This is a genomic window from Nocardiopsis sp. iso_186 (genome assembly GCF_056173365.1).
Genome location: NZ_CM149670.1, coordinates 3,151,405 through 3,166,079 on the forward strand (window position 1 = coordinate 3,151,405; position 14,675 = coordinate 3,166,079).

General features: G+C 64.2%; 6 protein-coding genes. 3 read left to right on the plus strand and 3 right to left on the minus strand.

What is annotated here, in order from left to right; genetic code table 11:
* Positions 1-28: 28 nt before the first annotated feature.
* A complete protein-coding gene (locus AC0VYP_RS13900; protein WP_475470039.1) occupies positions 29-6,724 on the minus strand; it encodes a beta-ketoacyl synthase N-terminal-like domain-containing protein in 6,696 nt (2,231 codons plus the stop codon).
* Positions 6,725-8,505: 1,781 nt separating this feature from the next.
* On the opposite strand from AC0VYP_RS13900, the gene AC0VYP_RS13905 reads away from it, so the two are divergent.
* A complete protein-coding gene (locus AC0VYP_RS13905; RefSeq protein ID WP_475470041.1) occupies positions 8,506-8,856 on the plus strand; it encodes a hypothetical protein in 351 nt (116 codons plus the stop codon).
* A 262-nt stretch (positions 8,857-9,118) separates the two neighbouring features.
* Here the strand turns inward: AC0VYP_RS13905 and AC0VYP_RS13910 are convergent, their stop codons facing one another.
* Together AC0VYP_RS13910 and AC0VYP_RS13915 are read right to left on the minus strand one after the other, a co-directional pair.
* The gene (locus tag AC0VYP_RS13910; protein ID WP_475470042.1) at positions 9,119-9,973 is read right to left on the minus strand and encodes a response regulator transcription factor; all 855 of its coding nucleotides are present in this window, start codon (positions 9,971-9,973) and stop codon (positions 9,119-9,121) included.
* A 691-nt stretch (positions 9,974-10,664) separates the two neighbouring features.
* Positions 10,665-11,300: an NAD(P)-dependent oxidoreductase gene (locus AC0VYP_RS13915; RefSeq protein WP_475470044.1), complete on the minus strand. Its 636-nt coding sequence runs from the start codon at positions 11,298-11,300 to the stop codon at positions 10,665-10,667.
* 393 nt (positions 11,301-11,693) lie between these two features.
* On the opposite strand from AC0VYP_RS13915, the gene fabD reads away from it, so the two are divergent.
* Positions 11,694-12,647: an ACP S-malonyltransferase gene (gene fabD / locus AC0VYP_RS13920; protein WP_475470045.1), complete on the plus strand. Its 954-nt coding sequence runs from the start codon at positions 11,694-11,696 to the stop codon at positions 12,645-12,647.
* A gap of 51 nt (positions 12,648-12,698) precedes the next feature.
* Positions 12,699-14,429 carry an acetyl/propionyl/methylcrotonyl-CoA carboxylase subunit alpha gene (locus tag AC0VYP_RS13925; RefSeq protein ID WP_475470046.1) on the plus strand — a complete coding sequence of 577 codons (1,731 nt, stop codon included), beginning with the start codon at positions 12,699-12,701 and terminating at the stop codon, positions 14,427-14,429.
* Positions 14,430-14,675: the final 246 nt, after the last annotated feature.

Here is a 14,675-nt window from a genome sequence, read left to right on the forward strand (position 1 = left end):
AATAGGGGGAGGGATGAGAGGGGTCGTCCTACGCCTCGGAGGCCCGGCTCATTTCCATGTGCAGGTGGTCGGCGAGCTGGCTGCTGGTCGGCAGGTCGAAGAGCAGAGTCGCGGCCACCGTCATCCCGCTGAGGGTGGAGATCCGGTTGCGCAGCTCGATCATGGCCAACGAGTCCAGACCCAGTGCGTCGAACCGATCCGTGCCCACGATGCTTCCGGCGTCGGCATGCCCGAGGATCGAGGCGACCTCAGCCCGCACGAGCTCGTCCAGTTCGATCGTGGAGAGCCCTGCCGGCCAGCGTCTCCGTGTCGGAGGCGCCTCGGTGCGGAAGAGGTCGCGGATAACTGGTGGGGCCTTCGGGGCGTTGCGGTCCAGACGCACCGGTAGCAGGACGGGTTCCTTCGCTCCGAGAGCAGCGTCGAACAGGTCCAGGATCTCGTCAGGGGTGAGGCCGAGAACGCCGTAGGAGCGCATGCGCAGGAGCGCCACCTCCGGGATCTGGTCGCCTAGGCCGCCTTCTTTGCCCGCACCAAGCTCCAGCAAGCCCCAGGCCAGTGACAGCGCGGGCAGGCCCCGCCTCTGCCGATGCACGGCAAGCGCGTCCAGGTAGCGGTTCGCGGCACCGTAGTTGGCCTGCCCCGCGTTCCCGAAAGTTCCGGCGACGGACGAGAACAGGATGAAAGCGCGCAGCGGCAGGGCCTGAGTGGCAAGATGCAGGTTCCAGGCTGCGTCCGCCTTTGACCGCAGCACCGTGTCCATCCGCTCAGCGGTTTGGGAGGCGAGCACGCCGTCGTCAACGACTGCGGCAGCGTGGAGCACTGTGCTCAATGGGGGGTCGCAGGAACGGACGAGTTCGTCGACCGCGGCGGGATCGGAGACGTCGGCCGCGCGGACGGTGACCAAGGCGCCGAGCTCGGTCAGTTCCGCCACCAGTTCGGCCACCCCCCGGGCGTGCCGCCCTTGACGGGACACCAGCATCAGATGCCTTACACGGTGTGTTGTGACCAGGTGGCGGGCCAGCAGCGAACCGAGAGCGCCGGTGCCGCCGGTGAACAAGACCGTGCCGTCCGGGCCGAGAACAGGAGCTGTTTCCGGGATGGTCGGGGTGGCCCCCACTATCCTCAGCGTGTAAGGCACATCGCCGCGCAGAGCGATCTGGTCCTCAGTGGTACCGCCGACCAGTTCCAGGACTCTTTCGATGGGCATGTCGGTATCGGTGTCAACCACGCTGACCTGGCCGGGGTACTCGGCCGACACCGCTGTGGCCATCCCGACCACGGCGGCCGAGGCCAGGTCCGGGTCCAGGCCGGTGGCGTCCCGAGTGACCACGATCAGATGGCCCTCACCGCTCCATGCCTGGAGATCGGCCAGCACACGCGCGGTGAGCTGATGAACGTCCTCCTGCTCGGCGACGGCGTTCACGAGCGTGACCGGGGCCGTCTCCCGAGAAGTGGGCATCGGGACCCAGTGCGGCCGATACAGCATTGACTCGGCCGCAAGCAGGGGGCGGGTGAGCATCGATCCCACGGAAACCAGCGCACGGTCTGTCTCATCGCGGATGTCAACGGTGAACCGGCCCTCACCCGTCCGGGTGCAGCGAACCCTGGCGGTACGGCCGCTTCCGCGATCGAACACCTGGACGTCGTTCCAGGCGAACGGCATGCGGGGGCCACCGGAAGGATCGGCCAAGGCGTGCGCGTGGACGGCGGCGTCGAGCAGAACCGGATGCACGTCGAACGGCCCATCGGCCGCCCGGGGCAGGCTCAGCTCGGCGAAGAGTTCCTCACCGAACGTCCATAGCCTCTGCACTGCCTGGAAAGCCGGACCGTAGTCCAGCTCGGCGTAATTCTTTTCGACGTCGATCTCGGTGGCGCCGGCAGGAGGCCAAGGCGTGGTCGCCAAGTTTACGGGCTTGGCAGAGACGGCCAGTTTCCCTGAGGCATGCCGGGTCCAGGTGCCGCTCCCGGGTTGCTGGGAGTAGATGTCGAAACGGCCGTCCTCGATCACCAGTTGCAGCAGGCAGTCCTGGGTCGGGTCGAGCCGTAACGGACTCTCCATTATGAGTTCGCCGACCGCGCGGCCCCTATTGGCGTGGACGATGAGGTCTACAAAGACAGCGGCCGGCACCACGACCGACCCGCCGATCACGTGGTCTCCGAGCCAGGGGTGGGAGCGCAGCCCGATCTGACCGCCGTGCACCACTCGTGAGGAGTCCGGGGCGACCAGAGCCGGCCCGAGGAACAGATGCCCGCCTCCCGTCTGCACCGCCGCCGGCACCTGGGGCGGGATCCAGTAGCGGGAGCGCCGGAACTGGTAGGTGGGCAGATCGACGGGATCGGAACCAAGGCTGCCCGCGACGTCTCCCCAGCTGATCGAGGCGCCGGCGCAGTGCAGTGTGCCCAGTGCGAGGAACAGGCTGTCGGCCGTACCGGCGGTCGAGACTGAGGGGCCGTACAGGGCTGCGGCTCCCCGTAGTACCGCGTCCGGACCGATCTCCAGGAATGCCCCGACCCCGGAGTCGGTGGCCCTCTGGAGGGCGTCGGTGAAACGCACCGGCAGCCGGGCGTGGCTCACCCAGTACTCGGCGTCGATCTGCGTCAGAGGCTGACCGGTCACGGCAGAGATCACGGTACGGGAGGGCGCACGGTAAGTCAGGGTCTGGGCAACGGCGCGGAATTCCTCCAGCATCGGGTCCAGCAACGGGGAGTGGAACGCGTGGCTCACTCGCAGGCGCCGGTGCCCTGGAAAATTTGCGGCGATCTCGAGAACCGCCTCTTCCACACCGGAGATCACCAGCTTGCCGGGAGTGTTCACAGCCGCCACAGCGACCTCGTGATCGCGGCCTTCCAACAAGGTCAGCACGTCGTTCTCGGTGGCATTCAGCGTCATCATCGCCCCACCGGAGGGGAGGGCGGCCATCAGCCGCCCACGGGCGGCCACCAAGGCCGCTGCATCAGCCAGGGACATCATCCCGGCCACGTGGGCGGCAGCGATCTCCCCCACCGAGTGCCCGGCGAGGACGGCCGGGGTCACGCCCCACGACTCCAGCAGGCGGAACAGGGCCACCTCGAACGCGAACAACGCGGCCTGGGCGTGGTCGGTCCGGTCGAGCAGAGCTTCCTGTTCCTTGTCGGTCCCTCCGAACGCCACATCCTGCACGCTTTGCCCACCCACCGGGCCGATCGCGGCGCTGGTCGCCGCGAAGGACCGGGCGAACACGGGGAACCTCTGCGCCAGTTCACGCCCCATGCCGGCCCGTTGCGCCCCCTGGCCGCTGAACAGGAAGGCGACCTGAATGCCGGGGTCCGCCCTCCGCCCCGCGGTCTCCCCCGCGGCCAGGGCCCTGAGGGCGTCGAGGTCCCCGGCGGCCACCACCGCACGGTGGCTCAACGGGGTTCGGCGCAGCAAGTCTCTGGCCACCCTGTCAGGATCGGCCCGGGGCAGCTCCGACAGCGAGGCTGCCAAGGCCGCAGCCGAGTCCTGTAGGGCCTGCGGGCCGACCGCACTCAGTATCCACGGTAGTGGAAGCGCCTCTGCGGCGTCTCGGCGGTGCTCAGCAGGTGGTGTCTCCTCCAGTACTACGTGGGCGTTCGTGCCACCGATACCGAACGAGGAGACGGCGCTGCGGCGGATCCGCTCGCTTCTCGGCCACGGGCGTCCCTGTTCGAGCAGAGCGACTTTCCCGGAGTCCCATCGGACCCTCCGGCTGGGGTTGTCGGCATACAGCGAGGCGGGCAGGCGCTCGTGCAACATCGACTCGACCATCTTGATCACACCGGCCACGCCGGCCGCAGCCTGTGTGTGCCCGAGGTTTGACTTCACCGACCCCAGCCATACCGGGTTGCGCCGCCCCTGCCCGTAGGTGGCCAGCAGCGCCTCCGCCTCGATCGGGTCTCCCAAAGCCGTGCCCGTGCCGTGCCCGTCCAGTGCGTTGACATCGGTCGGGGTGAGGCCTGCGTCGGCCAAGGCGGAACGGATGACGGCCTGTTGCGCCTGCCCACTCGGCGCGGTGAGACCGTTGGAGGCGCCGTCGGAGTTCACGGCGCTGCCCCGGACCAGCGCCAGCACCGGATGGCCGTTGCGGCGGGCGTCGGAAAGCCGTTCCAGCAGCACCACACCCGTGCCTTCGGCCCAACCGGTCCCGTTGGCCCCGTCGGAATAGGATCGGCATCGGCCGTCGGGCGACAGGCCCCGTTGACGGCTGAACGCCAGGAAGTTCCGCGGTGAGGAGATGACCGTCGAGCCACCGGCCAATGCGAGGGAGCACTCCCCCGATCTCAGTGCTCTGACGGCCCAGTGCAGTGCCACCAGCGACGAGGAACAGGCCGTATCGACTGCGATCGACGGGCCGTTGAAGCCGAACGTGTACGAGATGCGCCCGCAGGCCGTCGCCCGCGAGGAGTTGATGCCCAGCCTTGCTTCCATTTCGTGAACGTCGAAACGCGCTGCGTAGTCATCGCTCATCACCCCGACGAATACGCCGGTGTCGCTCCCTCTCAGGGTCGTGACGTCGATCCCGGCCCGCTCGAACAGCTCCCACGATGTCTCCAGGAGCAGTCGCTGTTGAGGGTTGACGACAAGTGCTTCGTTGGGCGGGATACCAAACGGTTCCGGGTCGAAATCCATGGCGTCGTAGAGGAAGCCGCCTCGACGGGTCGTCGAGTGGCCGACCCGTTCGGCATCCGGGTCGTACAGGTCGTTGACGTCCCAGCCGCGGTCCGTGGGAAAGTCACCGGTGGCGTCCACACCATCTGCGACCAGTCGCCACAAGTCCTCCGGAGAGGAGGCGCCTCCCGGGTAGCGGCAGGCCATTGCGACGATCGCGATCGGGTCGTCCCGTCCCGGGCCCCCGGGAACCTTGATCCGCGCATCCTGCGGCTGGACGGGCGGCTCCGGGCGGCTGAGCAGCCCCAGCACAGCCTTGGGGGTGGGGCGGTCGAAGATCAGCGTGTGCGGAAGGTCGGCACCGGTGAACTCCCCGAGCCTCAGACGCAACTGGCTCCCCGTCAGCGAGGTCAGCCCGAGATCACCGAAGGGTCGGTCGAGCCACCCCTCCCCTATGCTTGCGCCGGTCAGGGCCTCTATCTCGGCGCGCATGAACTCGACCAGGCCCGGATGTGCGTACGGTGCGGCAGGCGCCGAGAACGCCTGCGACCGAACCGGCTGAAGTGGATCGATCAGAGAATTCGGCGACTCGGCTGGCCCGGACGCGGCGCCCCGCACCGTGGCCGTGGCCGGCGTGCCGCCCGCACCCGAAACCGTTCCCGGGACCGAGAAACCAGCCGTGGCCGCAGGCCCCGCCCCACGACCGGAACGTTCGGCGGCACCGGGGACCGGGCCGCCCGTGCGCGGCTGCCACGCAAGCGCACGGCGCAACGGTTTACCGGAAGCGTTGCGCGGGACCTCGGCGATGGTCTCAAAACTCACCGGGACCTTCTCCGGAGACAACTGTTTCGTGCACAGTTGACGCAGACCGCTCCGGTCGAGGACGTCTTCGTCGGCAGGGACGATATACGCGACCGGAACCTGACCGAGCATGTCATCGGGGCGACCCGCCACCAGGACGTCGGTCACCGAAGGATCACGCAGCAGGACGGTCTCGATCTCGGCGGGGTGGATGTTGCGGCCACCGCACAGGAACATGTCATCGATGCGCCCCTCGATGCTCAGTACGCCGTCCTCCAGGCGCCCGGCGTCTCCGGTTCGATACCAACCCTCCACGACATTCGGCGTGGGCCGACCGTGGTAACCGATCATCAGGGCCGGTGTCCGCAGATGGATTTCGCCTTTGACGATCGCGACCTCGACCCCGGGCAATGGGATCAGCCCCGGATCGCCGGGGCGCTGGATGGCGGTCATGCCACAGGTCTCGGAACTGCCGTACCCGTCAACCAGGTCGAGGCCGAAAAGGTCCCGCACGGCGGCCCGAGTCGGCGCCGTGTTGCTGGCACCGGCGCTCAGGCACAGTCGCGGCGCCCAGGCCCGGTCAAGCCGTTCGTTGCGTAGTTTCAGGTAGATCGCCGGCACTCCGAGCAGCACGGCGCCCGGATGCTCGGCCAGGGCAGCCGCTGTGTCATCCACGGCGATCCGGACGTGCGCGCCGATCGTGATGGCACCGCCCAACACGCACGACAACGCGAAACTGGATTGTAGGGGCAGGGGCCAGACGATCGTGTCCTCTCCTGAAAGCCCCAGCATCGGCACGTACCCGGCTGCCGTGGCCCAGACCGTGGCCCGCTGCGAGGTGATGACGCCCTTGGGGTCACCGGTGGTACCCGAGGTGTAGACCAGCCAGGCAGGATCATCCATGGCCAGATCGTCCCGTGGGGACGTATTCCGCCCGCGTGCGGCGGCCGGCAAGCCGTCCTCGACGATCAGCAACCGAAGATTCTCACGAGCAGCGCACAACCGATGCGCGATCCCGGCCTGCGCGGCATGGGCGATGAGCAGAACGGCCCCACTGTCGTCGGCTATGCGTGCCAGTTCCGCCTCGGTGGCGGTCGAGCCGACCGGCACTCCTACGGCCGAGGCCCGCAGCACTCCCAGCCAGTATTCGACGAACTCGACCCCTGCTCCCAGGTGGAGCAGAACCCGTTCACCAGGATGCACTCCCAGTCCTGACGCGATAGCAGCACTACGGCTACGCAACTGACCGTAGGTCACCGAACGGCGTCCGTCACTGTAGGCCGGGCGTTCGGCCGGATGCATAAGCAGTGAAGTCACCAAAGGCCTGATCAGGGAGTCCTGAACCATAAACACGTTTTCGGTGTGGGCCATCTCAGCTCGAACTCCATCAGCATCGGTTGACAAGGAATATCCGATAAAAGAAACCAGGGTTCATCTGACGGCTCACTTGAATGCGAAACAAGGCACGATCGGACCAGGAGCCAGCTCTCCGCCAGACAAGCACTTGCTCCAACCGATCATTCGCACGGATGCCAAGCAGGCTCAAGTTTTCAACTGTGAAATAAACTGTTAATACCGACGACTTATTCTTTAATCTTTTCAACAAATCCGAATAATTTCACTGCGACACAAGCCACACTGAAATCTGTTCCGTGAATAATCTACGCGTTGCGATGGCACGGAAAGGTCGGTCGCTCTTCAGAACTCACGGTCACTCGGCACAGGAAAAATCGTGTGGGTGGTAAATGCCGCTTGTCGCGTATGGCACTTCAGTAGCCCCTTGGGCCGATGGTCGAACAGGATCTTCCCTGCTGCTCCTTCTTCTCAGCTGGCGCCCCCTTACGACAGGCAGGAACACCAAGACGTCCCGTCGATGGAGTAGCGAGGCAGGCCAGAAAGCGAGGGGAGCGATCCAGCAGATGAGGCTCTGTGGCTGCCGGCCGACCCGCGCATTGATCCTGGTCCGTGGTTCCGACTGCCGATCAGCATAATGCCGAAGGTTTCTCAGAACGCACTCTTCCACGGCACACCGGCCTCTTCATGCTCGCCATCTGCTGGAATACCGGAAAAAAATTTTCAGCAGCAACCCCCGCTTTCCAAACGCAGGTCAAAGGCGGTTTCTCATGCTCTCCTCCAGCTCAGAAGTCCGAGTACGGCTCCGAATCACCTCGCCGGAAGAGTGCTTCGGACAATCGGAACCCTGGGGCCCTCTCCTAAGCTGCGGACTCGCCCAAGACACGGTTCTTCAAGAACGCGCGAACCAGCGACACGAATACTTCTCGTGCGCGTTGGGCTTGTGAACAGCGCAGATGCAGAAATCGGGACGCAGGGCCGCCGTTTTCTGCCAACCTAAGGCCGCCGGGTTTCGCAAGGGGACTGGATCGACGCCATTCCTTGAATCCCATTACCCCAGGCCCGCCACCTCGCTCCTTGCCGTTCTTCCGCCAATCCGCGGTACGGGCGCCGGCTCTGCGCGACCCTATAGAGCGGCCTGCCACAAGCGTCAACCGTGCTCTACGCCCGCCCCGCTTCCCGCCGTCCAGGGCCGAGCAAGCACCCACGAAGGCATGGGCGCCATCACCCTGCTCACCGGTGACCACGAAAAAGCCCAACGCGCGTTCCAGCGGTCACTGAAAGAGCGCCTCATGCCCGGCAGCGAACGCGGCGTCGCACCGCAACGCCGCCACCTGGGCGCCCTGTGGCGCATTACCGGGCGCGTTGACGAGGCCCTGGACTCCTACGGACAAGCTCGGGCGACACCTGCCAAGACGCCCGCGTCCGCCTCGTCCTGGCCGACATCACCGCCGACGAGGACAACCCCGCGGTCGGACTGGAACACGTCGAAACCGCCCACCGAATCCAACCTCCCGACCTCCACGCCCCCAGGCGCGACTTGCCCGGCTGCGAAGGAGACGGACCGGCCACGGATCCCATGCTTCCCGCGCGCGATCGGCGATCCCCACTGAGGGGAAGTCCACGCAGGCCACAGCCCCGGCCACCACACTTGGTCAGCACGGTCGGGGCCTTTCCCACCAGCACACCTGACAGCGGTTGCCGAATCTCCCGGCGCGATGACGACGACCACGAAGGACACACTCATGCCCGCCACACCGACGACAAACGCCGAACAAGCCCGCCAGGACATGGTCGATATCCTGCTCCAGCTCCAGAAGGAATGGGGCATGACGCTCGAACAAGCCGGGCTCGAACCCGGAATGCGGGTACTGGAGATCGGGTCCGGCGGATACAACGCCGCACCGATCGCCGAGCTGGTCGGCCCAGAGGGCGAGGTGACCACCATCAACATCGACTCCGACGTCACCGACCGCACCCGACGCGTTTGGGTACCTCATCACGACGGCGCGCGTCTCCGGAACCGACCGTTGTCCGCAGGCGACCATGATCTTGGCCCGCCTGCGCGAGGCACACCGTACTCTGCGCGAGCATGACGGTGTACCCGCTCCCGGAGGCCTCGCCGACGTGGCAAGGCGGGCTCAGGCGGCACTCGCCCAAGCAGCTCCCACGGTTCGTCGGCGCAAGCCGACGCGACCGATCAACCCTCAACAGTGCGACATCGCGCCCCACCTCCCGAGCACCTCATGGGGCATCCTCGAAGACCTTCGGACGGCAGGCCCCGATTTCGCGAGGAGGGGCGACCGGGGCCCGGGGCGTGAAGGAAGGCAGCCACAGGCGTGCGGATGGCAGGCCGTCTCACTCGTGTCCTATCCGGTATCCCACTCCATGGACAGTGGTAATCCAAGAGCTGGCTCCAAGTTTGCTGCGCAGACTGCTGACATGGGTGTCGATGGTGCGACCGTTCTTCGCCCATTCGTTGCCCCAGACCCTCGTCATGAGCTGTTCCCGGGATACCACCTTTTCTCGTTGCGAGAGCAGAAGATAAAGGAGGTCGAATTCTTTCCGGGTCACCTTGACGTCCTTGCCACTGACACGAACCTTTCGTCCCGCGCAATCCAGGTACAGCTGACCGTGGCAGATAACCGATCCCTGAAAAGCCGACTTCGGCCGGGTACGACGCATGACTGCCTCTATCCGGGCAATTAGCTCTCTCAACCCGTAAGGCTTGTTGATACAGTCGTCCGACCCCGCCTGAAGCCCCAGCACCCGATCTAATTCGGTTCCCCCGTCGGTGACTGAAATGATTGGCGTGTCACAAATGGCCCTTATCTGTCGGCAGACCTCAAGTCCATCGAGATCGGGGAGATCGAGGGCCAGGAGGACGAGATCAGCGTTTTCAGCCTCATCGAGTGCGGCCTTTCCAGTGCCGACACTGTCGGCGTCGTAGCCGTTCCGCCGCAGGTTGGAGACAGTAGTCTTGGATAAATTTACATCGTGTTCCACTACAAGAGTGCGAATCACGTACTCCTCCAGGGTGAACTTTCCCCGCGAAAGTGAGTAACCTTTCTTCCAACCGACAAACGCCCCGTTGCCACAGATAAACAATGACAGCCGCTTATATATTCCCGATTTTTTACCGGTGTTTTGCCAGTGTTTTACTGATACCCCAATTGCAGCATTGATTAAAGTCGGACTGTCCGGTTTTGTCAACTATTCTGCATGTTGTTGCAGGAGTGAGGGGAGTTGTCCGCAAAACGCGTATTTCCAGGTCACAGCCAACAAATTAGACCCAATACACCAAATGTGACATAAATCACTTTTTTCCAGAGCTGTTTGCCCAGCCGGAGGCGGGGCCACCACCTGGGCGTCGGCCCAAGTTTTGGCTTCACCATTCACTCGACCCGAGTTTTTATTTCTTTCTCGCTTCTTCTTTGTTATGGAAAAATTAATTCCACGGCTCCCGCGCATTCGAGGACCAGCGCGCAGTCCTCTTCCAAAGGCCCGCGGAGACACCACCGGGCACTCAAGGACGACCTCACGCCGCCGGCGGCGTGTCAGCCGACGTGACGAGGACCGCGAAACCACTCACCCCGCCGGCGGCCGTCCTTGTGCGGACCAGCGGGAGGTGCCGACCATGGCGAACCGGTGCCCTTCTCGGACCGGCCCCCATCCCGTCCTCCCCTGGGAGCACTGGGGGCGCACGGGCTCCGCCTTCCGATACTCGGCATCGCATGCGTCCTCGTCTGCGACGAGAGCACGTGGCCAAGCATCCGGAGCGACTCGTGAAGTGAGGTCTTGACCGGCTCCGATGCGCAGGTCCCTGGATGGCGGAGTGCCTTCGCGACCCGTTTCGTCACGAGGAGCGGAGCAGACGAGGACCGGGGCCGACCTTGTCCGGGGGTCAGTACGCGACACCGACGAACCGGCCGACAGAGGCGGGATCCCGGGACAGGGCGAGCAGGGCGTGGGCAAGATCCGCGCGGGAGATCGAACTGCCGCGTACCACGTTGCCGCCGACGGTCGTGCGATAGACGCGGGTAAGGGGGCCGTCGGTCAATCGAGGCGGGCGTACCACCGTCCACTGGAACTCACTCCGTTCCATCTCCTCCTCCATCACCGCAAGGTCTGCATAGGTCGCGCGCAGGGCAGCTCTGAGAGAGGGGATCACAACACAACGCTGCACAAGCCCTTCACCGTCGGGAACCGGGCCGACCGGCACCGCGCTTAGCGCAAGAAAGCGTTTGACTCCTCCTTCCTCTAGCGCTCGCAAAACCCGGCCGGTCCCCAGAGAAGCGACGCCTACCTGCTTTCTGCCGCGCGGACCCAGCGCGGAAATGACGGCATCCCGTCCCGCGACGAATTCAGCCAGCCTTTGCGAGGTGAGCACATCGGCTGTCACCGTTTCGAGAGCAGGGTGCTTGAGGAGAACCCTCGCCGGATCGCGCACCACGGCTGTCACCCGCCACCCGGAATCGAGAGCTTGCCGGACCACATGCTGCCCGGTTCCACCAGTCGCCCCAAAAACTGTGATCTTCATGGGTTCGGAACCTTTCACGTACGGCCGGTTTCCGGGTTCCCACGATCACTACAACAACGCTAAGTGCCGAGTCAATCGGCTACCGCCCCGGAAGGGCTCCTGCCGGTCAATGGCGGAGAAGAAAAATTTTTATTTGATCTGACATACTTGACAGACCTGCCGAGATGTTCACATTTAAATGAATGAATCTGACTTCATTCTGAAATACCATCCTTGACTGCGATGCCATAGAGGAGTGAAAATAATTTCGGTAGCCGATTCATCGTGAAGCAAATCCGAAGCCACAGTCTCGGTGGAATACGAATTCGAAACCGAGACCAGCCCCACCGAGGAATCGATCACTCGCCCCCCGCACCCGGCAATTATTCTGCACAAAAGCAACATTAGGCGAACATGGAATCCATCGCTTTTATTTTCCCAGGCCAGGGTTCGCAGCGCGTCGGAATGGGAACGGAGTTCCACCAGCGTGCTCCGGACCTGGCCGACACCTACTACCGCACCGCCGACGAAATACTCGGATTCTCGCTCTCGGATCTGTGCCGGAATGCTTCCGCCCAGACGCTGCGCGACACCTCGATCACCCAACCGGCGGTTTTCCTCACCAGTCTCGTAGCCCTGGAGCTACTGCGCGATCACGCTGTGGCACCTGACGTCGTAGCCGGACACAGCCTTGGCGAATTCACGGCGCTCGTGTGCGCCGGGGCACTGGAATGGACCGACGCACTCAGTCTGGTCCGGCGGCGCGGAGAATTGATGAAAACGGTCAACGAGAAGGTTCCCGGGACCATGGCGGCTGTCCTGGGGCTGGAAAAAACCGTAGTGGAGGCGGCCTGCTCCGAGGCCCTGGTGAAGACGGGGCAGATCGTCGAAGTGGCCAACGACAACGGCCCCGACCAGGTCGTGGTCTCCGGGCAGGTGCGAGCTGTCGAGGAACTGATTCAGATAGCGAGAAGTGCGGGCGCGCGGCGGGTCGTGCCGTTGGGTGTCGGGGCGCCATTTCATTGCAGTCTCCTGCAGGAGATCGAGGAGGAATTCGCCGAAGTCCTGGAAGGGACCGATTTTCGCGACCCGACTATTCCGGTGATCTCCAGTGTCACTGCCGAGCCGCTCTCGGACGCCCACGACATCATCCGCATACTGCGTCGCCAGTTGACGGCTCCGGTGCGCTGGCGCGAGACGGTCACCCGTATGTCACACGGGGGGGCGGAAAAATTTGTCGAGGTCGGGCCGGGGCGGGTCCTTACCGGACTGTGTCGGACGATCCTCCCGACAGCCCAGACCTACACGACCGCCACCGTCAACGAATGCGAGAAGACAACCGCCGCCCTTGCCAAAGCGGAACTGTGATCGGTTGCGCGGATTTCCGCTTCGCCAACGCTTCGTGGAGGTAATCGCACAATGCCAGGCAAGGTGTTAGTCGCCAACCGCGGTGAAATCGCGGTTCGGATCATCCGAGCGTGCCAGGACGCCGGGATCTCAACCGTCGCCGTCTACGCCGCACCGGATAGAGACGCCCTGCACGTGCGGGCGGCGGATGAAGCGCACTCGCTGGGCGGGGACACCCCGGCCACCAGTTACCTCGACATGGCGAAGGTGCTGGCTGTGGCGGCTCGATCGGGAGCCGACGCGGTGCATCCCGGTTACGGCTTTCTGTCCGAGAACGCGGATTTTGCGCAGGCAGTCCTCGACGCCGGCTTGACCTGGGTCGGACCACCGCCACAGGCCATCCGCGATCTGGGAGACAAGGTCGCGGCGCGCAGCATCGCACAACGCGTGGGGGCGCCTCTGGTGGCCGGTACTCCCGGTCCGGTCAGTGGTGTTGAGGAAATCCAGGCGTTCGCGGACCGGCACGGGTTGCCCATCGCCATCAAGGCCGCCTTCGGCGGTGGTGGAAGAGGGCTGAAGGTCGCTCGTGCCAGGGAGGAGATCCCGGAGCTTTACGAGTCGGCTGTGCGGGAGGCCACCGCGGCCTTCGGAAACGGAGCGTGTTTCGTCGAGCGCTATCTGGAGCGTCCCCGTCATGTGGAGACGCAGTGCCTGACCGACACCCACGGCAACGTCGTCGTCGTGTCCACTCGCGACTGCTCGTTGCAGCGGCGTCACCAAAAACTCGTGGAGGAAGCACCTGCGCCTTTTCTCACCGATCAGCAGGACGCGGAGATACGTGCGGCATCGAAAGCCATCATGCGAGAAGCCGGCTACGTAGGGGCAGGAACCTGCGAGTTCCTGGTCGGCGCAGACGGGGCTCTTTCGTTTCTCGAAGTCAACACCCGTCTTCAGGTCGAGCACCCGGTCACGGAAGAGGTCACGGGTATCGACCTGGTACTCGAAATGCTGCGTATCGCAGACGGTGAAGAAATCGGTTATGACGATCCCGTCGCCAGAGGGCACTCCATCGAGTTTCGTATCAATGGCGAAGACCCAGGAAAAGGATTCCTTCCCACACCGGGAACAGTGGCTGCCTTTGTTCCGCCGACCGGTCCAGGAGTGCGGGTTGACACCGGGGTGGAATCCGGAAGCGTTGTCGGCGCGGCCTGGGACTCCCTCCTCGCAAAACTGATCGTCACCGGCGCCACCCGGGAGCAAGCACTGGGGCGTGCTCGCCGGGCCCTTGCGGAATTTCACGTTGACGGTATAGCAACCGTTCTTCCTTTCCATCGCGCGATCGTCATGGAACCGGCATTTGTTGGATCTTCGTTCGCCGTTCACACTCGTTGGATCGAGACTGAGTTTTCCGCCGAACTCTCCCCGTTCACACCTCCGAGCACCGGAACCGTGCCCGAATCCCTATGGGAGACAGTCGTTGTCGAGGTCGAAGGCCGGCGTTTGGAAATCGCTGTTCCCGGGCCGTCCACAGCGCCGGGAAACCGGGTGAAGCGACGGGCCAACCCGCAGAGCAGGAGTGCGGTGTCCGGTGACACGCTCTCCTCCCCCATGCAGGGGGCCATCGTGAAAATCGCCGTTCGCGATGGTCAGCACGTCGAAGAGGGCGAACTGGTAGTCATGCTCGAAGCGATGAAGATGGAGCAACCGCTCAACGCACCTCGTTCCGGAACGGTCAGAGGGATCCAGGTCGATGTGGGGGATACGGTCGCCTCGGGTGCCGTCATTTGCGAGATAAAAGAATGATGAGAGCTTCATGTTCGACTCCGACCAGAAAAACGGCAGCGCTCACGGGCAGAAATAAAACCCCTGGAAACCTGCCAAATCCTCGACATCCCGATATCAAAATTTCTTTGGATTCGAAAACCGTTTCGAACGGCAAAGATTTTTGCACCGTCGAACCACCACGAAAACCTTGACCTTCCGGAAAGCGGACCCTTCTTCTCTGAATGCTGCTTTTCCGATGAGTGCCAATTTCGCGCCGGTATCGAA

Bases quoted from the DNA above. Each gene is read 5' to 3' on its own strand.
- AC0VYP_RS13905 (WP_475470041.1), top strand. From the start codon at position 8,506: ATGCCCGCCACACCGACGACAAACGCCGAACAAGCCCGCCAGGACATG.
- AC0VYP_RS13915 (WP_475470044.1), bottom strand. From the start codon at position 11,300: ATGAAGATCACAGTTTTTGGGGCGACTGGTGGAACCGGGCAGCATGTG.
- fabD (WP_475470045.1), top strand. From the start codon at position 11,694: ATGGAATCCATCGCTTTTATTTTCCCAGGCCAGGGTTCGCAGCGCGTC.
- AC0VYP_RS13925 (WP_475470046.1), top strand. From the start codon at position 12,699: ATGCCAGGCAAGGTGTTAGTCGCCAACCGCGGTGAAATCGCGGTTCGG.